This is a genomic window from Pseudomonas sp. GW822-FHT02D10 (assembly GCF_058802345.1).
The window spans coordinates 592,050-615,207 of record NZ_JBXAOB010000001.1 but is presented as its reverse complement, the minus strand read 5'-3'; the positions used below and the strand labels follow the sequence as shown (position 1 = coordinate 615,207).

The window sequence follows — 23,158 nt, the reverse complement described above, 5'->3', positions numbered from 1 at the left end:
CAATGGCGAAGAAACCCAGGTCAGCCACCTTCAGCAACGACCCGCTCTGGTACAAGGATGCGGTGATTTATCAGGTTCACGTAAAGTCTTATTTCGACTCCAATAACGACGGGATTGGCGACTTTCCCGGTTTGATCGCCAAGCTGGACTACATCGCCGATCTGGGCGTCAACACCCTCTGGCTGCTGCCGTTTTACCCCTCGCCACGCCGCGATGATGGCTACGACATTGCCGAATACCGGGGTGTACACAGCGATTACGGGACCCTGGCCGACGTCAGGCGTTTTATTGCCGAGGCCCACCAGCGCGGGTTGCGGGTGATCACCGAGTTGGTCATCAACCATACCTCGGACCAACATCCCTGGTTCCAGCGCGCGCGCAAGGCCAAGCCAGGATCAAAGGCGCGGGACTTTTATGTCTGGTCCGATGACGATCAAAAGTACGACGGCACACGGATCATTTTTCTCGACACCGAAAAATCCAACTGGACCTGGGACCCGGTGGCCGGCCAGTACTTCTGGCACCGTTTTTATTCGCATCAGCCCGACCTGAATTTCGACAACCCGCAGGTCATGAAAGCGGTGCTTTCGGTGATGCGCTACTGGCTGGACCTGGGCATCGACGGCCTGCGCCTGGATGCGATTCCCTACCTGATCGAGCGTGATGGCACCAACAACGAAAACCTGCCCGAAACCCACGACGTGCTCAAGCGGATTCGCGCCGAGATCGATGCCCATTATCCGGACCGCATGCTGCTGGCCGAGGCCAATCAGTGGCCGGAAGATACTCAACAGTACTTCGGTCAGGCCCACAGTAATGACGGCGACGAATGCCACATGGCCTTTCACTTCCCGCTGATGCCGCGCATGTACATGGCGCTGGCCCAGGAAGACCGTTTTCCGATCACCGATATCCTGCGCCAGACGCCGGAGATCCCGGCCAACTGCCAATGGGCGATTTTCCTGCGCAACCATGATGAGCTGACCCTGGAGATGGTCACCGACAAGGAGCGCGATTACCTGTGGAACTACTACGCGGCCGACCGCCGTGCGCGAATCAACCTCGGCATTCGCCGGCGCCTGGCACCGCTGATGGAGCGTGATCGGCGTCGCGTCGAGCTGCTCAACAGCCTGCTGCTGTCGATGCCGGGGACGCCGACTCTGTACTACGGCGACGAAATCGGCATGGGCGACAACATCTATCTCGGTGACCGCGATGGCGTGCGTACGCCGATGCAGTGGTCGATCGACCGTAACGGCGGTTTCTCCCGCGCCGACCCGGCGAGTCTGGTGCTGCCGCCGATCATGGACCCGCTCTACGGTTACCTGTCGGTGAACGTCGAAACCCAGGCTGGCGATCCGCATTCACTGCTGAACTGGACCCGGCGCATGCTGGCGATCCGTAAACAGTCCAAGGCGTTCGGCCGCGGCACCTTGAAAATGCTCTCGCCGAGCAACCGGCGGATTCTCGCTTATACGCGGGAGTACACCAGTGACGACGGCAAACACGAAATCATCCTTTGCGTGGCCAACGTCTCGCGCAGTGCCCAGGCGGCAGAGCTGGACCTTTCGGCTTTCGCCGGCATGGTTCCTGTGGAAATGCTCGGCGGTAACGCTTTCCCGCCGATTGGCCAACTTAACTTTCTGCTGACCCTGGCGCCGTATGGTTTCTATTGGTTTGTGCTGGCGGCGGAAAACCAGATGCCAAGCTGGCACGTTGAACCCGCGCAAAGCCTGCCGGACTTCACCACCCTGGTACTAAAAAAGCGCATGGAAGAGCTGCTCGAAGCACCGTCTCGCACCCTTCTGGAGCAAAGTGCGCTGCCGAGCTGGCTGCACAACCGACGCTGGTTCGCTGGCAAAGACTCCAGTATCGAAACGGTGCACATTGTTTACGGCGTGCGTTTTGGTGATCCGCTGCATCCGGTGCTGTTCAGCGAAATCGAGGTGGTCAGCGACGGTCAGACCAGCCGTTACCAGCTGCCGTTCGGATTTCTGGCGGAAGACCAGGTGGGCGCCGCCTTGCCGCAGCAGTTGGCGCTGGCACGGGTGCGGCGTGGGGGGCAGGTGGGATTGGTGACGGACGCGTTCAGTCTCGACACGTTTATTCGCGCGGTGTTGCAGGCGATGCAGACACACACGGTGTTGGCCGCAAGCGACGGCGAGATTCGTTTCGAGCCGACCGCCGAGCTGGTGAACCTCGGCCTGGCTGCTGACTGCGACGTGCGCTACCTGTCGGCCGAACAATCCAACAGCTCCGTGGTCGTCGGCGGCAGCCTGGTACTCAAGTTGATCCGCAAAGTCGCCAGCGGCGTGCACCCGGAACTGGAGATGGGCGCTTACCTGACGGCTGCTGGATTCGAGCATATTTCACCGTTGCTCGGCTCGGTGATTCGCCGCGATGGGCAAGGCGAGGACACTCTGTTGATGATTGCCCAAGGTTATCTGAGCAATCAGGGCGATGCCTGGGAATGGACCCAGAACAACCTTGAACGGGCGATTCGCGATGAGTTGGCCGAGGCGATGTCCGAGCAGGAACAGCATTACAACGCGCTCGGTGAATTGAAAGATTTCGCTGGCATGCTCGGTCAACGCCTTGGGGAAATGCACGTGCTTTTGGCGGCGCCCAATGACAACCCGGCGTTTGCTTCGCGGGTCTCCACGCATAAGGATCAGCTGGCGTCGGCGAAAGCGATTGGCGCACAACTGGAGCATGCCTTGCAGTTGCTTAAACAGCATCAGGCCGGGCTGAGCCCGGGGGATCAGGTGTTGGTGGTGCGTTTGCTGGAGCAGAAAAAAACTATCCTCAAGTACCTTCAGGAGCTGGCGGAAAAAGCGGTGGGCGGATTGCAGATGCGCGTCCACGGTGATTTACACCTGGGCCAGATACTGGTGATCAAGGGCGATGCCTATCTGATCGATTTCGAAGGTGAACCGGCGCGGCCATTGCATGAGCGAAGGGGTAAACACAGTCCGTACAAGGATGTGAGCGGCGTACTGCGCTCGTTCGATTACGCGGCGGCGATGGCGCTGAACGGGCAGGGGGTTGATGGCACCGCGCAGACGCTGGCGGCACGGCAGCGGGTGACGGAACGTTATTTGCGTGAGGCCACGGTAGCGTTTGTTCAGGCGTATCGGCAGGCAACAGCTAGTCTTGCTCATGCATGGCAAGACCCGAATGCCGAAGACGCCGCGCTGGCGTTGTTCAGTCTGGAGAAGGCGGCCTATGAAGTGGTGTATGAAGCTGAAAATCGTCCCACCTGGTTGCCCGTGCCATTGCACGGTTTGTATGGGTTGTTGAGTGGACTCAAACCCTTTTCCTATGTAGTTGGAGAGCAGTCATGAAGGATCGGGGACATGAGAAACAAGCGCTGCTGCCGACGGCGCGAGACATTGAAGCGCTGGTGCGTGCCGAGCACCAGGATCCGTTCGCGATACTCGGACCCCACACGGACGGGGTGGGCGGTCAGTTCATTCGCGCTTACCTGCCGGATGCCTTGAGTGTGGACGTGATCGCCCGTGACTCCGGCGAAGAGCTCGGCAGCTTGAACGCTACCGAGGTGCCGGGGTTGTTTGCCGCGCATTTCGATCGGGCACAGGCTTATTTGTTGCGCACCCGTTGGGCCGGCGGTGAGCAAACTGCAGAGGATCCTTACAGCTTCGGTCCGTTGTTGGGCGAGATGGATTTGTATCTGTTCGCCGAGGGCAATCATCGGGATCTGAGTGCGTGCCTGGGCGCGCAGTTGAAGAGCGTGGATGGCGTCGACGGCGTGCGCTTTGCGGTGTGGGCGCCGAATGCCCGGCGGGTTTCGGTGGTGGGTGATTTCAATAGTTGGGATGGTCGCCGTCATCCGATGCGGTTGCGTCATCCGTCCGGGGTCTGGGAGTTGTTTGTCCCGCGCTTGCAGGCCGGTGAAGCGTACAAGTACGAAATTCTCGGTGCCCACGGGATTCTGCCGCTCAAGGCTGACCCCGTGGCACTGGCGACACAGCTGCCGCCGGACACCGCCTCGAAAGTCGCCTCACCGTTGAGCATTGCCTGGCAGGATCAGGACTGGATGCAATCACGCGGTGAGCGCCATCGCCCGAGCGCGCCGCTGTCGATCTATGAATTGCATGCTGGCTCGTGGCAGTGTGAGGTGGACGACGTCGGTGAAGTGGCGCGCCAATACCACTGGGGCGAGTTGGCGGAGCATCTGATCCCTTATGTGCAGAAACTCGGCTTCACCCATATCGAACTGATGCCGATCATGGAGCACCCGTTCGGCGGTTCCTGGGGGTATCAGCCGCTGTCGCAATTCGCGCCGAGCGCCCGTTACGGCTCGCCGAGTGACTTTGCCGCGTTTGTCAACGCCTGCCACCTGGCCGACATCGGGGTGATCCTCGATTGGGTGCCGGCGCATTTTCCCACCGACACCCATGGCCTGGCGCAGTTCGACGGCACCGCGCTGTACGAGTACGGCAACCCGCTGGAAGGCTTTCACCAGGATTGGGACACGCTGATTTACAACCTCGGACGTACCGAAGTGCATGGCTTCATGCTGGCGTCGGCATTGCACTGGCTCAAGCATTTCCACGTCGATGGGCTGCGGGTCGATGCGGTGGCCTCGATGCTGTATCGCGACTATTCACGCAAGGCCGGCGAGTGGGTGCCCAATCGCCATGGCGGTCGGGAGAACCTCGAAGCCATCGACTTTGTCCGCCACCTCAACGATGTGATCGACCTTGAAGCCCCCGGCGCCTTGGTGATTGCCGAGGAATCCACGGCCTGGCCGGGTGTCAGCCAGGGTACGCAGCAAGGCGGGTTGGGTTTCGACTACAAATGGAACATGGGCTGGATGCACGATTCGCTGCACTACATTCAGCAGGACCCGGTCTACCGCGCCCATCATCACAACGAACTGAGCTTTGGTCTGGTTTACGCCTGGTCCGAGCGCTTCATCCTGCCGATTTCCCACGACGAAGTGGTGCACGGCAAACATTCGCTGATCGACAAGATGCCCGGCGATCGCTGGCAGAAGTTCGCGAACTTACGGGCTTACCTGAGTTTCATGTGGGCGCATCCAGGCAAGAAACTGCTGTTCATGGGCTGTGAGTTCGGCCAGTGGCGCGAGTGGAATCACGATCAGCAGCTGGACTGGTACTTGCTGCAATATCCGGAACACCGTGGCGTGCAAAAACTGGTGACTGACCTCAATCAGCTCTACCGCGAAGAGCCGGCACTGCACGAGCAAGACGATGTGCCGCAAGGCTTCCAGTGGCTGATCGGTGACGATGCAATCAACAGCGTCTATGCCTGGCTGCGCTGGAGCAAGGAAGGACGGCCGGTGCTGGTGGTGGCGAACTTCACGCCGGTGCCGCGTCCGGCCTATCGGGTTGGCGTGCCATTCGCCGGGCGCTGGAGTGAGGTGCTCAACAGTGACGCAGGGATCTATGCCGGCTCCAATTACGGTAATGGCGGCGGTGTGTTTACCGAAGAGGAAGGCAGTCATGGCCAGGCGTTGTCGCTGGTGTTGAATTTGCCGCCGTTGGCGGTGTTGATTTTGCGGCCGGAGGGTTGAAGTGTTAATCACGCGGTTATAGGGACGCTGGAGTGTGGCGGGTGATCCATTCCACACTCCACTTTCTGGTTATAGTTTCTAATAGGGCATTGCAGTTCGATTGCCACGATGAGCTCTGACTTCCCTAAGTTTAACGTGGTACTGGTTTTGGTTGTTTTCTCTTGTCCCGACGGCAGTGACTTCAAAGTCCGCATGCGGGGTAAATACCAGGTCTTTTTCACCGAGGGCGGAGTATTCTGTGACGACATTTGCGGCGCTGAATCCCTCTATCGTCATGAAAAGTGGATTTTCTCCATGCATAAAGCCTTCGGCTACGCTTTTGGTCTTGGCCACTGAAAGAAAGCTATTGGAGTGAAGGATGGTTTTATTGTCTTTGGCCGAAATGAACTTATCTATTCCTGACTTGGTTATACCTTGCCCCCGAAAATATGTGTTTGTTGTTGTGTTGGATTGAAGGTATAGCTGATGGCTTATCTGTTCGGTGTTATATAAGTTAAGGCCGCCTGCTATAGTTTTAATCCAGGATGCTGCCTCTTGGCCTGATTTTCCGGAAAACTTTTCATCCCCAAATCTATCGTTTAGTTCTCTAATGACTGCTGTTTTGCTAAGGAGGATTTGGGTTCCTGCTCGCATGGCGCCATTGATTGCTGCGGATCCGACGTTTGTTGAGTAAATGGCTTTAAATTCTTTCATGTAAGAGTATTCTTGCAAGGGTTTGGGGAGAGGCTTTTGTTTTTCGGCAACTGCGAGATTAGTCATTGCTTTTGCCAAAACAGCATCGCTGGCAGTCATTGTTTTCTGAACTCGTTTTATAGCCTTCGCAACAATATCCGGGTTATATCCATTCTCCAGGTACGTATCAGACATTGCCTCAAGTGCCCGTTTTGGATTTTCTTTATAGTATTCGTTAAAACTTTTGGATGCCATCATCGCTCTTGCCAAGTCGCCGTGTGGCGACAATCCATTAGAGTCAAATAGCGCAATGGGATTGTTTCTCACCATCCGAAAAAAATTGAGCCCATCAATCGCCCCCGCCGGGTCCGGATTGATCCAGCGCTGCAACCACGGCGCGTAATACCGGAACCCATAGTAATAAAGCCCTGTCGCATCTCGCTCCTTGCCGGAATAGCGCACGGTTTTGTACTTGGCCTCGGTCGCGGATCGACCCGCCCAACACGCGGTGCCCCCGAACGGGTAATAGCTTTCCTGGCTGATCAGGTTGGCCTGTTGGTCCAGTTCCAGCGTGCTGGATTTCAAATGGTCGTTGAGGCTGTAGCGCATCTGATCGTTAGGGATGTCATCGGGTTGTTTGGCGACCCAGTGCAGCACTTGCACGCTGTTGCTGCCGGCGGAAGCGCTGATGACGTGGAGGATTTCACCGGTGCCACTGTGGCTGCGAATTTCCAGGCCGGGCAGGTAACGCACCTCGCTGATGAGCGTGCGGGCGTTGGTCTGGCTGGTGCGAACCTTGCGCAGGCGTTGGCCGCCGCCGTCGTAGATGTAGCATTCGCAGTCGTCCGCCGCGTCTTCGCGCACCACCGGGCGCACTTGCTGTAGCTGATTGCGCAGATCCCAGCTCAGATATTGCCCCGCTTGGAGCTCGCACAGGTTGCCGTTGGCATCGAAGCCGGCGGCCAGTTCGTCCTCGGTCGGTGGGCGGTCCTCTCGTTCGGGCAGGCAGCGATTACTGTAGCGGGCGCGGGTCAAGGTGCGGCCGTGGGCCTGCGCGCCGACATGCACCAGATCCAGCAGGTTTCCGGCTGGGTCGTAGTGATAGGTCTGGGTGTAGTTGGCGGTCTGGTTGGGGTCGGGTGGCAAGGGTTGCAAGTCCGGCAACGCAGGGCCACCTCGGCCGGTGCTGGCCTCCCACCCTGTGGCTTCGATCAGTTGGTAGAGCGTGTCGTAGCGGTACGTCTTGATCGGCTCGATGCGCTGGTTGTTGAAGTAGCGGATCGGTTGCGCGGCGTCTTCGATGCTCTGCACGTTACCGACCGGGTCGTAGGTGTAGGTCAGGTCTTGCAGTGGCGTGCCATCGGCTTTATGCGCGCTGAGACCGGTCAAGCGGCTGTTGGCGGGATCGTAGCGGTGACGGGTGATCACGCCGTTGCCGGCAGTTTCCGCATCGACCTGGTCGAAGACGTTGTAGTGGATATCGCTCACCAGAATCTTCTCGACCTGTCCGTCACCGGCCAGTCTCAGTCGAGTGTTTTTCAGCCCACCGGCGACGGTGTAGGCGAAGGCTTGAAGGTTGCCCAGTGCGTCGGTCTGACTCAGCGGTTCGGCGGTGGGCGAGTAGCTATTCCAGGTGGTTGCGCCGTCCCCAGTTTCGAGCAGGGCGTCCCGCTCGGCTACATCGGTCGGCCAGTTGGGCGCGTCGGTACCGAGTAAAAAATGTCGCCGCTGTTGCAGCGGGGCGCCGCCCAGCCCCAGGTCGAGCAGGTGCAGGGTGCCGGCCGGGTCATCATGGCGAATCAGTTGGCCACACAGATTGTGCGTGACGGCGTCCTCATCGGCACCGGCATAGGTAAAACGCTCTAGGGTGTGCTCGGCGACCTCCCGACCACGTTCATGCACCGCCACCGGGCGCAGCAGTTCGTCGTATTCGACCAATGAATGGCTGCCACGGCTGTCCCAGCGCTCCACGACCTGACCCGCGGCGGTCTGCAAGGCAATACGCCATCCGGCGTCCACACTGTCACTCGACAACAGAGCGCCGGACAGGCTGAAGACCTGACTCAGGTTGACCGGCACCGACTCATTGGCCTGGGCCAGGGCAAACAAATACGGATCACGACTGGCCACCGGGCGGCCACCGGCGTCGTACCGTTGATGCGTGACCCGCGTTTCAAGGGCATCGGCCACCCGACGCCGATGGAACTGCACGGTCCTGAGCGCCAGGCCACGTGGGTCCGATACCAGAATGGTTGGCGTTGCAGCGTCGGCATGAGCCAAAGCGCGCGTTGTCATCCGTGATGGCCTTTATCAAGGTGAACGGCTGATCACACTGCCTGACCTCCGGGAGTTTGGATACTGTAAGAACTAACAGGTAGCGTCGGTTTTTTCACCAGCGCATCCGCACTCCAATACTGCCCATCAACCCATTCAAATCGTTGTTGACAGTCGCGCTGCTGTAATCGCCGCTGACATACAGGCTGACGGCGGGCGTGACTCTGGCCACCAATCCCAGTCCCAGTTCGACCGAGGATGAGTTTCGGCTGCTGCTGAGCTTGTCGACCTGACCGAGGGTCACGGTGTCGCTGGTATTGACCGTGTGCCAGAAGTCGGTACGGACATAGGGTTCGACCGGCAGGCCCTTGATGTCATAACTGCCTTTCAAGCTTGCACCGACCCGGCCGCTCCAGGACGTCAAGTCGCTGGATGAGGCATTGCCGCTGCCGGCATACGGGGTGTCCAGGCTAATACGCTGGTTGATCAACTGCGCCTGGGGTTCGATTACCCAGTTGTCGCTGATACCGATGGGGAATCCACCTTCCACCGAGAGGGTCATTGCGCTGCCCTCAGCGACTTGCCGCTGACCCTGATCATTGCGGCTGTAGCCATTGACCCGCCCACCGCTGGCGGTCAAATCCACATGCCAGCCGTTTGTGCCGGTCAGGCTCCAATAGGCGCCAAGGTTGGGGCCTTGCACGTTGAGGGTGTTGTTCGGGTCGACGATGGCAGGGCCGATCAACAGGCCATTGCCGTTGCTCTGAAACTGGTTTGTACCGCCCACCAGACCCACGCGCTGAGTGCTGTCGCCGTTACTTTGCAGGGTAAGCACCGCCGGGCCTTTGACTTCGGCACCGGTCATGCCGGAATACTGTGAGTTGAGGACATCGCGTTCGGCGTTCCTGGCGGGTTGGCCGTAAACCCGATCCCAGGCTGAAGGAGCGGTTTGCTCGACCGTCAGCAACTGGTTATCAAGGCCGGGATCTCGGATGAAGCGGATGCTGTTAATCGCATTGGGTGTCGGTAGGGTGAACTCTGGGACATCTTGCTGATACCAGGGGATCGCCTCGTCCTCGACAGACGACGCCTGAATCTCCATGGACGTGCACAGCAGCAGCGAAGTGGAAACGGTGTACAGAGTGACTTTGATCTCGTGTTGGATGAAGGAGGTATTCATGGACATCTACCTTGCAATCGCGTGCCATATCTCTATTTGGCGTCTCTCCTACCCCGAATGAGGGGCGACCGATTTCATTGAGGCAAAACCCGGCGGCCCGCTGCAGCGGGTTCCCGAGGCTTGCCCCAGGAGGTAATTCCGGGGGTAGTACGGTTTAGCTAAGAAGATCGCTGGCATTGCGTCAAGAAATTGAACGATGAGCGGTATGATTAAATTAGGCTCTGCAACTAACTGATTATTGGTGATTATCTAAGTCGTTGTTTATCTGGGGAATCGTCTTTTTGACGTCAAATCAGAGATTTTTTCTGGCAGCAAAGGCCTTAAAAATGCACTTCAACCGCCAGCGGCAAATGGTCGGAGAGGTGGGTCCATGGCTTGTTTCCCAGAATCTTCGGCTCGTGACTGCTGGCATTGCGCAGGTAGATGCGGTCCAGGCGCAGCAGTGGAAAGCGCGCTGGGTAGGTTTTGGCCGGGCGTCCGTGATGGCGCTCGAAAGCTTCGTGCAGATCGTCGCGTTGCGCGAGCATGGCGTTGCCTTGAAGTTGCCAGTCATTGAAGTCGCCAGCGATGATCACGGGGGCATCGTCGGGCAGCGACTCGATCAGTTGACAGAGCAGGGCCAGCTGCAATTGGCGATGGCTTTCCAGCAGACTCAGGTGGACACAGATCGCGTGTACTTCGGCGTGCCCCGGTACATCGAGCACGCAGTGCAGCAACCCACGGCGCTCGGGCCCGGTGATGGAGACATCGAGGTTGCGATAGTGGCGGATCGGGTATTTGGACAGCAGCGCATTGCCGTGATGGCCATCGGGATACACCGCGTTGCGGCCGTAGGCGAAGTCGCTCCACATGCTGTCGGCGAGGAACTCGTATTGCGAGGTCTGCGGCCAATGGTTATGGCGCATGGCATGGCGATCATGTTCGCCGAGCACTTCCTGCAAAAACACCAGATCGGCAGAGGTGCTGCGCACGGCTTCACGCAGTTCCGGAAGAATGAAACGCCGGTTGAGGGCCGTGAAGCCCTTGTGGGCATTGACCGTCAGAACCCTGAGACGATGAACGGCTGGCGGCGTATTCATCGAGGCTGGATGGGCGGCGTGCCGTTCTGAATCGGGGCTCACGTTCTCTCCACTGAATCGGGCGGGTTATCTATGCGACTGATGCATTGGCCGGCAGTTCAGAGTTTTGGACGAGGCCACGGCATCACGCCTTTCACGATCACACAAAAACGATTTCATAGGGTTGACGCATCCGCGCCAGAATAACCCTGGGCAGTTTCGGCGCGATGCCGATCTCCGGTTCACCATTCAGCTGGCTGGCGTACGCATGGGTGGCGTGGCACTTGCGCGCGACGGTCCAGGTGTCGAGGCGGATTTTGCGGGCGCGGTGCCAGGGAATCAGTCCCTGATCGCGTGCGGGCCAGTGCCAGGCCCAGACCGGCACTTCATTGACACTCGCTCCAACCATGAGGGCGGCTTTTGCGGTGGCCCGACCTACCGTGTCATGGTCGATGATGCCGTCCTCGCTCCAGGTGGTAAACACCACATCACCCGGCCGCAGGTAGCGCGCAATGAATTGCGTCAATTGCAGTTCACGCTCGGCCAGCGCGTCGTCGGTAAAGCCGCCGCGAATCCATTTCAGGCTATGCATGGGCAAACCGAGACGGCGCAGGGCTTCGACGCTTTCCTGAGGGCGGAACACGCTCAGGCGCTTCTCCGACCACAGGTTCGAGCCTGGATGACTGGCGCTGCCGTCGGTGATCGAGATCAATTGCAGAGGGTGGCCGAGGGTTGCGAGCAACTGCAGCAGGCCGCCGCAGGTCACCACTTCATCACCCGGATGCGGGGCGATCACCACGGCACGAGCGCCTGCGGGGATCAGGGTAGAAGTGCTGATAACTGGAATATTGTCCAGTTGCCGGGCAGCGTTCCAGATCTGCGCAGGCAAACTGCTGTCGACGAGGGTAGTGGATTTCATGGCGATACGTCCTTGTTCTGGTTTGCCGTCACACGTATTGCGGCGGGCTGAACATGCCGGCGCAGACCCCTTGCGGCCAGATGATCGCAGGGCACAGCGCTCCAAACCCTGGATTGCTGCGAGCAGAGTATTGCTCATACATCACCATTCGTCGCCCCCGTCCCCCTTCAAAGAGCGTTTTTTTCACCACGGAGCTTACTCAAGCACCGATGATCGCTGTCAGTGAGCGGTATCAGTCTTCGTCCTCATGTTGTAACTCGAACAACAGTAACGAGCGTCCGGTCACGGAGTATTCGTGACTGAAATCGAACCGCTCCTGGCCCCGAATCGATGGCTGATTGGTGTCGATCATGCATGTCCAGAAACCGCCGTCAGGCACTTCTGGCAGATGAAAGTTGACGATGTCGTGGTGGGCGTTGACCACCAGCAGCAAGGTGGCGTCGGCGCCTTTGCGGCGGATTCCGGTTTCCTGGGCGCGACCATCGAGCAACATGCCCAGGCACCGCACGTGGCCTTCCTGCCATTGTTCGGTGGACATTTCGCTGCCATCCGGCGCCAGCCAGGTGACGTCCTTGACGCCAATGTCCTCGTTGTAATTACCCACCAGAAAGCGTCCACGACGCAGCACCGGATAGGTCAGGCGCAGCTTGATCAGACGTTTGACGAATTTGAGCAAGGCCTTGCCGTCTTCGCTCAAGTCCCAGTTGACCCAACCAATTTCGCTGTCCTGACAGTAGGCGTTGTTGTTGCCGTACTGGGTCCGGGCAAATTCGTCGCCGGCCACCAGCATGGGCGTGCCCTGGGCCAGTAGCAGGGTGGCGAAAAAATTGCGCATCTGCCGCTGGCGCAGCGCATTGATCTCGGGATCGTCAGTGGGGCCTTCAACGCCGTGATTCCAGGACAGGTTGTAATGAGTACCGTCCTGATTGTTCTCGTCGTTGGCTTCGTTGTGCTTGTCGTTGTAGGAGACCAGGTCATTCAAGGTGAAGCCGTCATGGGCAGTGACGAAGTTCATGGAGGCGTAGGGACGGCGACCGCGTTGATTGAACATCTCACCCGATGCGGTCATGCGCGCGGCGAAGTCGGCGAGCTGGCCGTCATCGCCTTTCCAGAAGGCGCGTACGGTGTCGCGGAAGCGGTCGTTCCACTCGACCCAGCCCGGCGGAAAATGGCCAACCTGATAGCCACCGGGGCCGATGTCCCAAGGCTCGGCGATCAATTTTACCTGACGCAGAATCGGGTCCTGACGGCAGGCGACGAGGAAACTGTGACGCTCGTCGAAACCGTCGTGGTAACGCCCGAGGATGGTCGCCAGGTCGAAGCGGAAACCGTCGACGTGCATTTCCGAGGCCCAGTAACGCAGCGAATCGGTGACCATTTGCAACACACAGGGATGGCTCAGGTCGAGGGTGTTGCCGGTGCCGGAGTCGTTGATGTAGAAGCGTTTGTCATCGGGTTTCAGTCGATAGTAGGAGACATTGTCGATGCCGCGCATTGACAGGGTCGGGCCTTGTTCATTGCCCTCGGCGGTGTGGTTGTAGACCACGTCGAGAATCACTTCCAGGTTGGCTTCGTGCAGGTGCGCAACCATTTCCTTGAACTCGGCGATCTTGCCACTGGCCAGGTAACGTGGGTCGGGGGCGAAGAAGGCGATGCTGTTGTAGCCCCAGTAATTGGTCATGCCCTTGTGCAGCAGGTGTTGGTCATTGACGAAGGCGTGAATAGGCAGCAACTCGACCGACGACACGCCCAGTTTGCGGATGTGTTCCAGCAGGTCATCGACCATCAACCCGGCGAAGGTCCCGCGGACCGCCTCCGGGACGGACGGGTGACGCATGCTGATGCCGCGTACGTGAGTCTCATAAATGATGGTTCGATCCCACGGCACGTTGATCCGATGGTCGTGCCCCCAGGTGTGTGCAGGGTCGATGACCTTGCACTTGGGCACGAAGGGCGCACTGTCGCGCTCATCGAAACTGAGGTCGGCGTCGGGGTGGCCGATCGTGTAGCCAAACAAGGCTTCGGACCACTTCAATTGACCTACCAACTGCTTGGCGTAAGGGTCGATCAACAGTTTGTGGTGGTTGAAGCGGTGACCGTTTTGCGGGTCGTAAGGGCCATAAACCCGGTAGCCATAGATCAGCCCCGGATGGGCGTCCGGCAAATAGCCGTGAAAGATTTCGTCGGTGTATTCCGGCAACTCGATGCGTTCGAGCTCGATTTCACCGGCATCGTCGAACAGGCACAGTTCGACCTTGGTGGCGTTAGCCGAAAATATCGCGAAGTTGACCCCCAGACCATCCCAGGTCGCACCGAGCGGGAAGGGCAAGCCTTCACGGATTCGCGAGACCTCGACATGAGGTTCTGGCGCGGCTTTTTTTGGCGTGGTCATAATTGCTCCTGCAATTGGGCTTGGGTGTTGGCTCCGGCATTGCTGGTTTCTCAAGGCTGAGCCAGCCCGAAGTGGCGAGCCTGCTCGCCACGCGATCAATCAGGATGAGTGTGCTGGCGCCCTCAATTGGCCGGCTTGCGCGGTGCTCGAGGCTTTTTCGCGGCTGCGGACTTTTCACCTGGCGGCGTCACGACCTTGGCGGCGGCGGTCTTGGTTTTGGGTTTGGCCGCCGAGGGCTTGCTGGCTGCTGTGTTACCGCTGTTGGTTTTGCCGCTGTTGGTTTTAGCGGTCTTGGCAGGCTTGGTCGGGGCCAGCGCTTCGGCCTCTGCCAGCTTGCACGCCATCTCCCAGTGGCGCGCTTCCTGGCCTTCGGGTTTCCCCTCGGACTCCCAGATCTGATAGGCAAATTCACGAACGCGTTTGTCATCGGTACTCATCGCAATGCTCCTGGGTTGAACTCAAGTCTGGATAAACAGATTGACCGGGAAGTCTCCCAGCGCGGCGCTAATCAGCAACTCCTTGTGGTGTGTGACTGCACCTGTTGTAAAAAGTCCCTTCAGCTTTTCGCCTGCGGCGGTGAACGGCAGTTTGACTCGGGTGTCGCCCCAGAGCAGGGCAGGCACCTTCGGTGTGGCACTGCTTTCCAGCAGCGGGGCGACCCGCACCGGCACCAGCACAATCGCCCGATGGCCGTTGAGTTCACGGGCGAAAGCCAACACCCGTTCAGCCTCGCTGCCCACCACCTGCAACGCTTGGTAACTCCCCCGCCGAAACAGCTGCGGGTACTGCGCGCGTACTGCCAACGTGCGAGCTATCAGCGCCTGCTTGATGTGCCCGTCACGCCAGTTGTGCAACAACTGCTCAGGGGACGCCACGCTCCTTAAGGCGTCCCGACGTGTGTTGAAATCAACCGCTCGCCGATTGTCCGGGTCCACCAGGCTGAAGTCCCAAAACTCGTTGCCCTGATACAGATCCGGCACCCCCGGCACCGTCATACGCAGCAAGGTTTGCGCCAATCCATTGAGCGCACCGCCGCACGCAATCGCTTGTGCAGCACTGGCGATGGCGCCGCGTAATGGCAGGCCTTCGGGACTGAGCAGAAGGCGCTCGAGGAATGCTCGCGCGGCCTGTTCATAAGGCTCATTCGGTGCGCTCCAACTGCTCTGGAGTTTCGCTTCGCGCAGGACCTTTTGCTGCCACTGTCCCAGGCGTTCGGCGTAGGCCATCAGCGACGGCGGGTCATCGCAACGAAGCTCCAGCGGCCAACTGGCGAGCAAGGTCTGGTAGAGCATCAGTTCATCAGCGGCCGAGGGTGTCGACGGATCACTGCGCAGGGCGGCGGCCTGTATTCGCCAGTCTTCGACCTGTTCGGCATACCAGGCACTGCGTTCGCTGAGCAGTGCCAAACGTGCCCGACTGTCTTCACCGCGTTTGTGGTCATGGGTGGCGGTGGTCAGCAGCGTGTCCGAAAATTCTGCGAGACGTTGGCTGCACGCCGAGTGGAAGTCGGCGAGCGGGGCGCTGAACTGTTCGACGTTGAAGCCGACATCGTTACGCGACAACAGCACGCCAGAGCGATAGAGCGCAGTGTCCTCCACGGCTTTGGCGGCGGCCGGCGAGGTCAGTTGCTGAAAGCGCACGCAGGCGTGCTTGAGGATTTTGCGTTGACGGCCCACCGGGCGCTCGCGCCAGGGCTGCCCGCCCAGCCACTGCGCCAGATAGTCGAGCACTGGCCAGTCGGCTTCGCTCAAGGTCTGGCGCGCGCCGGTCATGGCTTGCTGAAAAAACACCTCGTCTTGTGCCGAGCGCCCACACGGGCTGATGTACGTTCGGTACACCGGGAAATGCACGATCAATTCCTGCAATGCCCGACGGATCGCACCGAGGGTCAAATCCCGGCTCATCAGGTCATCGCGAGCCACTTGCAGCAAGGCCTGTGCGACACTTTCGAAGTCGCCGGCCAGCGAACCGTTGAGAATCTGCTGCCGCGCCAGCTGTGCTTCTTCGATGAACGCGACGGGCCGTTCGGTGTGCCGGCTCCACAGTTCGCCAAGGACCTGCGCGCCTTGCGGGTCGTGTTGCAGCAACGACAACTGATTCATGAACTCATAGCCGGTGCTGCCATCGACCTGCCAGTCGCGGCGCAGGGTTTCACCGCCACCGAGGATTTTTTCGACGTAGATCGGCACGTGTCGCGCCGGCGACAAGGCGTTCACCCGACGTCTGAGTTTGCGGCAGTAACCACGCGGGTCGGCGAGTCCATCGATGTGGTCGATGCGCAAACCATCCACCAGACCGTCGGCAATCAGCTCGAAAATCTTTGCGTGGGTGGCCTCGAACACGGCCGGGCGTTCGACCCGCAACCCGGCGAGTTCATTGACGTCGAAGAATCGCCGCCAATTGATGTCGTCGGCCGCCGTGCGCCAACTGGCCAGGCGATAGCTCTGGCGTTCGAGCAGGTTGTGCAGGCGGCTGAAACCTTCGGGCTCGCGGGAGTCGTGAAGGCTGAGGTTGTGCTCGATGCAACGCCGGATCGGCGGATTAGTCGTCAGTATTGTCAGCGCTTGCTGCAAGGGGCGTGCAAGGGAATGGGCGTCGGTCTGGTAGCGCAGGGTGGTGAATTGATCGGCCAGGGTTTTTAGTTGCAGTGCCCGTTCGGCGTCGAGCGAGTCGTCAGGCTTGAGCAGTTCAGCGTAATCGGTAGGGCAAATCGGGAAGTGGTGCTCATAGTGTTCGACATGGAAGCTGCCCCGTCCTGGATCGAAGCGCAGCGAGAGTGTGCCGTTCTGTAGGGCGACACCGTAGTCGCTGCCCAGAAACGGCAGTAATAGTTGACCTTCGAGCAGCGGGTCTGGCGAGTGCCATTGAATGTCGAAGAATTCGCCATAGGGACTCAGCCGCCCCCATTCGAGCAAGTCCAGCCACCAGGGATTGTCGGCGCCGCCCACGGCCATGTGGTTGGACACGATGTCCAGAATCAACCCCATGTTCTGTGCCCGCAACGCACTGACCAATCGCCGCAGGGCTGTCTCGCCACCCAGCTCGGGATTGACCCGGCTCGGGTCGACCACATCGTAGCCGTGCATCGAACCGGCCCGGGCGCTCAGCAGCGGCGAGGCATACAGATGGCTGATCCCTAAGCCGGCGAAATACGGCACCAGCGGCACGGCGTCATCCAGGCTGAACTGGTGATGAAACTGCACGCGCAGCGTCGCCCGGACCGGCGGGGTTTGCGCCTCGCTCATTGATCACGCTCGGCCGCCTGAAGTCGTGCGCAGGCGAGCAACTCCAGGCGTCGTGCGGCATCTGCATCGTCCAGCAGCACTTCACTTTCATCGGCGAAGCGCCGACGCCAGTTCGGGTGACTGTCGATGGAGCCGGGGAGGTTGGCCTGTTCATCGATACCCAACGCATCTTCCAGCGGTAGCAACACCAACGGCGCGCGGGTATGGCCAAGGAAGCGCACGCTGGCGTCGAGCACCTGGTCGGTCTCGTGGGATTCCTCGCGGAAATTTTGCGGGTCCTGACTCAAGGCCCGACGCAGGCCTTCGCGCTCGCGCTGGCGGTGTTCGCGCCATTGCTGTTCACCGTGGCTGTCGGCCAGCCCCAGCCGGACATTCCATTCGATGTCGCGGCCATGCCACCAACCGTTGAGCGTTGGCAGGTCATGGGTGCTGGTGGTGGCCAGCGCGTTGTCCGGCCAGTCGAGAATCGGTTTGAAGTGTGCACCGTGGTCCTGCTCGAACAGCAGCACGCGCATACCCAGGATCGAACGGGCGACGAGTTTGTCGCGCAGGCCATCGGGCACGGTGCCGAGGTCTTCGCCGAGCACGATCGCCTGATGTCGATGGGACTCCAGCGTCAGCAAGCGCAGCAGGTCGTCCACCGGGTAATACAAATACGCGCCGTCACTCGGTGGCGCGCCAAGGGGGATCACCCACAGCCGTTGAAGGCCCATGACATGGTCGATGCGCAGACCGCCCGCATGGGCAAAATTGGCCCGCAGCATTTCGATGAATGCGCGAAAGCCGTTACGGATCAGCCCTTCGGGAGAGAATGCAGAAATCCCCCAGCCTTGACCCGCGCGGTTGAGGATGTCCGGTGGTGCGCCGACGGTGAGGGCCGCGAGCAATTCGTCCTGACGGCTCCAGGCCTGGCTACCTCCGCCATCCGCACCGACGGCCAGGTCGGCGATCAAGCCGATGCCCATGCCACTGCTTCGGGCAACGGTTTGCGCGCGTTGCACACTGCGGGCGATCAACCATTGGCAAAAGGCATAGAAACCGATGCGTCCGGCATTTTGCTCGGCAAATGCCGCCAGTTCGGCACTGCGCGGGTTACGCCAGTGCTCAGGCCACAGGCGCCAGTCAAGACTTTCGCCCAGAGTGACACAGGCTTCCTGGAGCGCCTCGAAGCGGCAATGGTTTTCCAGCGCTTCGCCACCGCAGTGGCGAAAGCTGCTGAAGTCTTCGTGCAAGGGATGCTCGCCCCGGGAAAACCCCTCATACAGCGCTTGAAACAACTGTTGCTTGGCCTTGGCGGCGGCAGGCCAGTCAATCAGCGGTTGGTCCTCCAGTTGCTTGAGTTCGTCGGCCAATTCGGTGGCGTCGATGGCCAGGCGCAAGGCGCGCTCGCCGAGAATTTCCCCCGGTGAGGCGTACAGACTGTTGAGGAACAAACGGCTGGAGGGTGAGTAGGGACTGTAGCGTTGCGTGTCGTTGCTGAACATCGCGTGCAGCGGGCTGATCGCTAACGCGTCGGCGCCGCGCTCACCGGCAACGCGGGCGAGGTTTTCCAGTGCCTGCATGTCGCCGAAGCCACCGTCGCCGGGGCGCCGCAACGCATAAATCTGCACGCTCAGGCCCCAGGCGCGGGGTGTCTGGCTGTCAACGGCGGCAGCCACGCTATGACACTGCAAGGGGGCCACGGCGAGCGTGAAGCATTGGTCGGCGATGCTGACTTCCTGGTAGCCGACCGGGATCAATCCCGGCAGTACCGCGTCGGCATCAAGTTTCAGATTGAGGATTGCGCCGTCTTCCAGATGAATCTCGCAGGGCGTTTCGGGGGCAAAGTAATGCGCAAGGTCGAGCCCGGCTCCGACGTCGACGGTCATCAATGGCGGCAAGTGTTTGTTCTGTTGGTTCTGTTGCAGTTCCAGCAGGCTGGCGTCGATTTCCTGAGTGCTACCGGCCGGGTGGCCGAGCCCGCTGAGGACCGCCCGCAGCGCCGCCGGAGCGACTTTCTGTGGGCGGCCGTTGGCGTCGATCCAGTCGACTGCCAGGCCTGCTCGGCTGGCGAGGATTTCCAGTTGCGCATCGCTCATGGGCGCTCTCCAGTGGGGGGTAGCAAGGGTGCCGCTGCCGTCAGGCTGACAAGCGCGCAGTACGGGTCGAGGGTGCCTTGTTGCAGGTGTTCGAAGGACTGTTGCGGGTAGTCGAAAAGTAGTTGGGTGTGGGGTTGTGGCGAATGGGGTACAGGCTCCGCGCTGAGGTTCAGGTCGATGCACAACAGGCTGCCGTCGCCCATGTGCCAGCGCGCGCTCACCGCGCCTGTTGCCAGCACCGTGGCGCCCAGAGCGTGAGCGCCGGGCAGGCGCGGGATGATGTGTTGATGACGGATCAGCAGTAGCTGTCGATAGAGCGTCAGGGTCGCTTGCTTTGTTACAGGTTCAGATGGCATCAGTGTCGGGCGCGACGCCGTGAACGTGTGCAACGCATTCGGGTCGGGAATCTGCTCGCGGTTGTGCGGATCGGCAAAGGCGCTGAAGGCCGCGAACTCGTTGCGTCGACCTTCTCGCACCTGCTCGGCCAACTCCCCGTGGTGGCTGGTGAAAAATAGAAAGGGTTCGTCAGCGGCGTATTCGTCGCCCATGAACAGTAACGGGATCATCGGCGACAACAACAAAAGCACCGTCGCCGCGTGCAACGCCTGAGGCGCAGTCAACTGGTGGAGGCGCTCGCCAAAGGCCCGGTTGCCGATCTGGTCGTGGTTCTGCAGAAACAGCACGAAGGCACTGGGTGGCAAATGCCCGCTGGGTTCTCCTCGGGCATGACCGTGGCGATTGGTGTGGCCCTGATAGGCGAAGCCCTGGCTCAGGCACCGGGCCAGTTTATCGGTGGGTTGCTCGGCAAAGTCAGCGTAATAGGCCTCGGTTTCTCCGGTCAGCAGCACGTGCAGAGCATTGTGCCCATCGTCGTTCCACTGCGCGTCGAAGCCCTGTTCCAGCAGGCTGGCCTGGTTGTGCTCGTTTTCCACGATGAGCCAGACATGACGTGGCGGATCGATGTGCTGGCGTACCCGCGACGCCAGTTCCTGAAGGAAATCCGGATCTTCGATGGCGTGCACCGCATCCAGACGCAAACCGTCGAAACGGTACTCGAGCAGCCACATCAGCGCATTGTCGATGAAGAAGTCGCGCACCTCGCGACGCCGAAAATCAATGGCTGCGCCCCAGGGTGTGTACAGATCTTCGCGGAAAAAGCCCTTGGCATAGTGATGCAGGTAATTGCCGTCCGGGCCGAAGTGGTTGTAAACCACGTCGATGATCACCGCGAGGCCCAGACCGTGGGCGGTATCGATCAAATGCTTGAGGGCTTCAGGGGGGCCATATGAAGACTGCGGCGCATAGGGCAGCACGCCGTCGTAGCCCCAATTGCGCTCACCGGGAAACTGCGCCAGCGGCATCAATTCGATCGCTGTAACGCCCAGTTCAGCCAGCCGTGGCAGATGCTTTTCGACCTCGGCAAAACCGCCCAGCACGCCAACGTGCAGTTCGTAGATCACCGCTTCATGCCAGGGCCGGCCTTGCCAGAAAAGGTGCTGCCAACGGTAAGCGTGCGGGTCAACCACCACGCTCGGTGAATCCGGACCACCGGCTTGGGCTCGGGACGCGGGATCCGGCACGTCCCGTTCGCCATCGATGTTGTAGCGATAGCGGGTGCCGACCGGGCAGAGGGTTTCGATCACGAACCAGCCGTCCGCCTGGGGCAGCATCGGCAGCGATTGCCCGTCTTCAAGCTCGACACTCACATAAAACACATCGGGCGCCCACAGGGCGAAACGGGTGTGCTCGGCATCCAGCATGACGGCGCCGTGGGGCCAGGTTTCCAGAGTCCGTAACGGCATTCAAGAAGCCCTCTTATTGCTTGACCGACTGACCCAATGCCTTCGCGACAAGTTGTTCATAGAGTTCAGCGTAGGGTTCGACCGCTTTGCACCAGTTGAACGGCGCTGCCATGGCCCGGCAGCGCATGGCGTTCAACAGGGCCGGGAAGGCGAACACCTTGAACGCCCGGCGCAAGGCTTCCTCGTAGCTGGCAACGCTGGACTCATCGAAAAGAAAACCGGTGACGCCATTTTCGATGGTATCGGCCAGGCCGCCGGTGTTGCGGGCTACCGGCAACGAGCCAAAGCGCTGCGCATACATCTGGCTCAAGCCGCAGGGTTCATAACGTGAGGGCATCAACAGGAAATCACTGCCGGCGAACATCCGCCGCGCATCGGTTTCGTTAAAGCCGATGCGCACACCGATTTGTCCTGGAAAGCGCAGGGCCAGGGCGCGCATGGCTTGTTCTTCTTCCGGCTCGCCACGGCCGATGATCGCGATTTGCCCACCCGAAGACACGATGAACTCGGACACGGCTTCGGTCAGGTCCAGGCCCTTTTGGTAGACCAGTCGCGAGACCACGGCGAACAGCGGGCCTTTGGAGTCCTTCAGGCCGAACAGTTCGCGCACGTGGGCAGCATTCACCGCTTTGCCGTCCCAGTCGCCGATGCTGAACGGGCAAAACAGGTGGGGATCGGACGCAGCGTCCCAACTCTCGTCGATGCCGTTCGGGATGCCGCTGAGCAGACCTTGCTGGGTCTTGCTGGCGAGGAAACCGTCGAGACCGCAGCCAAAGGCCGGGGTGGTGATTTCCTGGGCGTAGGTCGCGCTGACGGTGGTGATATGGCTCGAATAGGCCATGCCCGCCTTGAGGAACGACAGTTTGCCGTAGAACTCCATGCCTTCTTGTTGCAAGGCATGTTCGGGAATACCCAGTTCGGGGCAAGAGGCGAGGCTGACCACGCCTTGGTAAGCGAGGTTATGAATGGTGAACAGGGTCGGTGTGCGCTGACCACGCCAGTGCATGTAGGCCGGGGCGAGGCCGGCGGGCCAGTCGTGGGCATGCACCAGATCCGGGCACCAGTGAATCTGTGCCAGGTTGGCGGCGATGTCGGCGGCGGCCAGGCCCAGACGGGCAAAACGAATGTGGTTATCTGGCCAGTCGCGGCCATTGTTGGCGCCGTAGGGCGAGCCTTCACGTTCGTACAGTTCGGGGCAGATCAAGACGTAGATGACCAGCCCGTCCGGCATGTCCATGCGGCCGATGTTGCAGGGTGGCAAAGCGGCGTGACCACTCAGTTCACCGATGATGTGAATCGGGTTTTCGCTATGCATCACTTGCGGATAACCGGGGATCAATACCCGAACGTCGTGCAAATGGGCCATGGCGCGCGGCAATGCTGCAGAGACGTCACCCAGGCCACCGGTTTTCACCAGATCGGCGATTTCCGAGGTGACAAACAGCACTTTCTTTTTGTTCGGGTTCTGACGTGGAGCGGGCAGTACCGTTTTCGCACCTGGGGCAAGAACCGACATCGAGGTCGGCTCGCCAATTTGCTGATGAGAACGCTCTCCCTGGATTTCTAAAGCGGCACCATTCATGTGTTTCTCCCGTTTTATTGATCTGTTTCAGGCATATCTCACCCGTGATGCAGATGGCCAGTTCCTGTGGCCGGGCGCAAAAGCGCTACGCAAGGAGCAGCAAACGCTGGTCGATGCGCTGAATCTCAAAGGCTGTAGTGGTCGTTGCAAGGATTGCACCAGTGCTGCGGCCCCACCTTTAACCTGACCCGTTGCTTCGGCAGAAAGTTTCGAGTTTTTCCCCACAAAATGACCGGCCGGTTTCCAGTCACGAAAAGGAGTCTAGGTCAGAAGTTAGAGCGAAGTGTGTGACGTTTTGAAATTGTTCGACAATCGGTTCTGACGTCGCGATTTACGGGCTCTACGAGGTTGATCCGCACCGACGAAGTGCAGGTTCTTCGCAGCCATGGCACGAAA

13 protein-coding genes are annotated in these 23,158 nt (G+C 59.9%); 3 read left to right on the top strand and 10 right to left on the bottom strand.

Annotated elements, in window-relative coordinates; genetic code table 11:
• Window positions 1-2 precede the first annotated feature (2 nt).
• Window positions 3-3,344: a maltose alpha-D-glucosyltransferase gene (gene treS, locus AC1RPZ_RS02830; protein ID WP_493134611.1), complete on the top strand. Its 3,342-nt coding sequence runs from the start codon at window positions 3-5 to the stop codon at window positions 3,342-3,344.
• A complete protein-coding gene (gene glgB, locus AC1RPZ_RS02825) occupies window positions 3,341-5,560 on the top strand; it encodes a 1,4-alpha-glucan branching protein GlgB (protein ID WP_493134609.1) in 2,220 nt (739 codons plus the stop codon). Before treS ends, glgB begins: the two co-directional genes overlap by 4 nt.
• A gap of 78 nt (window positions 5,561-5,638) precedes the next feature.
• Here the strand turns inward: glgB and AC1RPZ_RS02820 are convergent, their stop codons facing one another.
• The 10 genes from AC1RPZ_RS02820 to glgA form a co-directional block, all read right to left on the bottom strand.
• Complete coding sequence (locus AC1RPZ_RS02820) at window positions 5,639-8,527, bottom strand: RHS repeat domain-containing protein (RefSeq protein ID WP_493134607.1); 2,889 nt, start codon at window positions 8,525-8,527, stop codon at window positions 5,639-5,641.
• 94 nt (window positions 8,528-8,621) lie between these two features.
• The gene (locus AC1RPZ_RS02815) at window positions 8,622-9,686 is read right to left on the bottom strand and encodes an autotransporter domain-containing protein (RefSeq protein WP_493134605.1); all 1,065 of its coding nucleotides are present in this window, start codon (window positions 9,684-9,686) and stop codon (window positions 8,622-8,624) included.
• Window positions 9,687-10,006: 320 nt separating this feature from the next.
• Entirely contained in the window at window positions 10,007-10,807 is an 801-nt protein-coding gene (locus AC1RPZ_RS02810) for an endonuclease/exonuclease/phosphatase family protein (RefSeq protein ID WP_493134602.1), read from the bottom strand.
• 97 nt (window positions 10,808-10,904) lie between these two features.
• Window positions 10,905-11,663 (bottom strand): PIG-L deacetylase family protein, encoded by a 759-nt coding sequence (locus AC1RPZ_RS02805; RefSeq protein WP_493134598.1) that lies wholly within the window; start codon window positions 11,661-11,663, stop codon window positions 10,905-10,907.
• A 232-nt stretch (window positions 11,664-11,895) separates the two neighbouring features.
• Complete coding sequence (gene glgX / locus AC1RPZ_RS02800; protein ID WP_493134596.1) at window positions 11,896-14,055, bottom strand: glycogen debranching protein GlgX; 2,160 nt, start codon at window positions 14,053-14,055, stop codon at window positions 11,896-11,898.
• A gap of 122 nt (window positions 14,056-14,177) precedes the next feature.
• Complete coding sequence (locus AC1RPZ_RS02795) at window positions 14,178-14,492, bottom strand: DUF2934 domain-containing protein (RefSeq protein WP_493134594.1); 315 nt, start codon at window positions 14,490-14,492, stop codon at window positions 14,178-14,180.
• 21 nt (window positions 14,493-14,513) lie between these two features.
• Window positions 14,514-17,300, bottom strand: coding sequence for a malto-oligosyltrehalose synthase (locus AC1RPZ_RS02790; protein WP_493134591.1), 2,787 nt, complete (start codon window positions 17,298-17,300; stop codon window positions 14,514-14,516).
• Window positions 17,297-19,378, bottom strand: coding sequence for a 4-alpha-glucanotransferase (gene malQ, locus AC1RPZ_RS02785; RefSeq protein ID WP_493134587.1), 2,082 nt, complete (start codon window positions 19,376-19,378; stop codon window positions 17,297-17,299). The genes AC1RPZ_RS02790 and malQ overlap by 4 nt, the downstream gene beginning before the upstream one ends.
• Window positions 19,375-21,180, bottom strand: coding sequence for a malto-oligosyltrehalose trehalohydrolase (gene treZ, locus AC1RPZ_RS02780; RefSeq protein WP_493134585.1), 1,806 nt, complete (start codon window positions 21,178-21,180; stop codon window positions 19,375-19,377). Before treZ ends, malQ begins: the two co-directional genes overlap by 4 nt.
• Before the next feature lie 13 nt (window positions 21,181-21,193).
• Entirely contained in the window at window positions 21,194-22,762 is a 1,569-nt protein-coding gene (glgA, locus tag AC1RPZ_RS02775) for a glycogen synthase GlgA (protein ID WP_493134583.1), read from the bottom strand.
• On the opposite strand from glgA, the gene AC1RPZ_RS02770 reads away from it, so the two are divergent.
• Window positions 22,761-22,949 carry a hypothetical protein gene (locus AC1RPZ_RS02770; RefSeq protein ID WP_493134581.1) on the top strand — a complete coding sequence of 63 codons (189 nt, stop codon included), beginning with the start codon at window positions 22,761-22,763 and terminating at the stop codon, window positions 22,947-22,949. The genes glgA and AC1RPZ_RS02770 overlap by 2 nt on opposite strands.
• The last annotated feature ends 209 nt before the right edge of the window (window positions 22,950-23,158 follow it).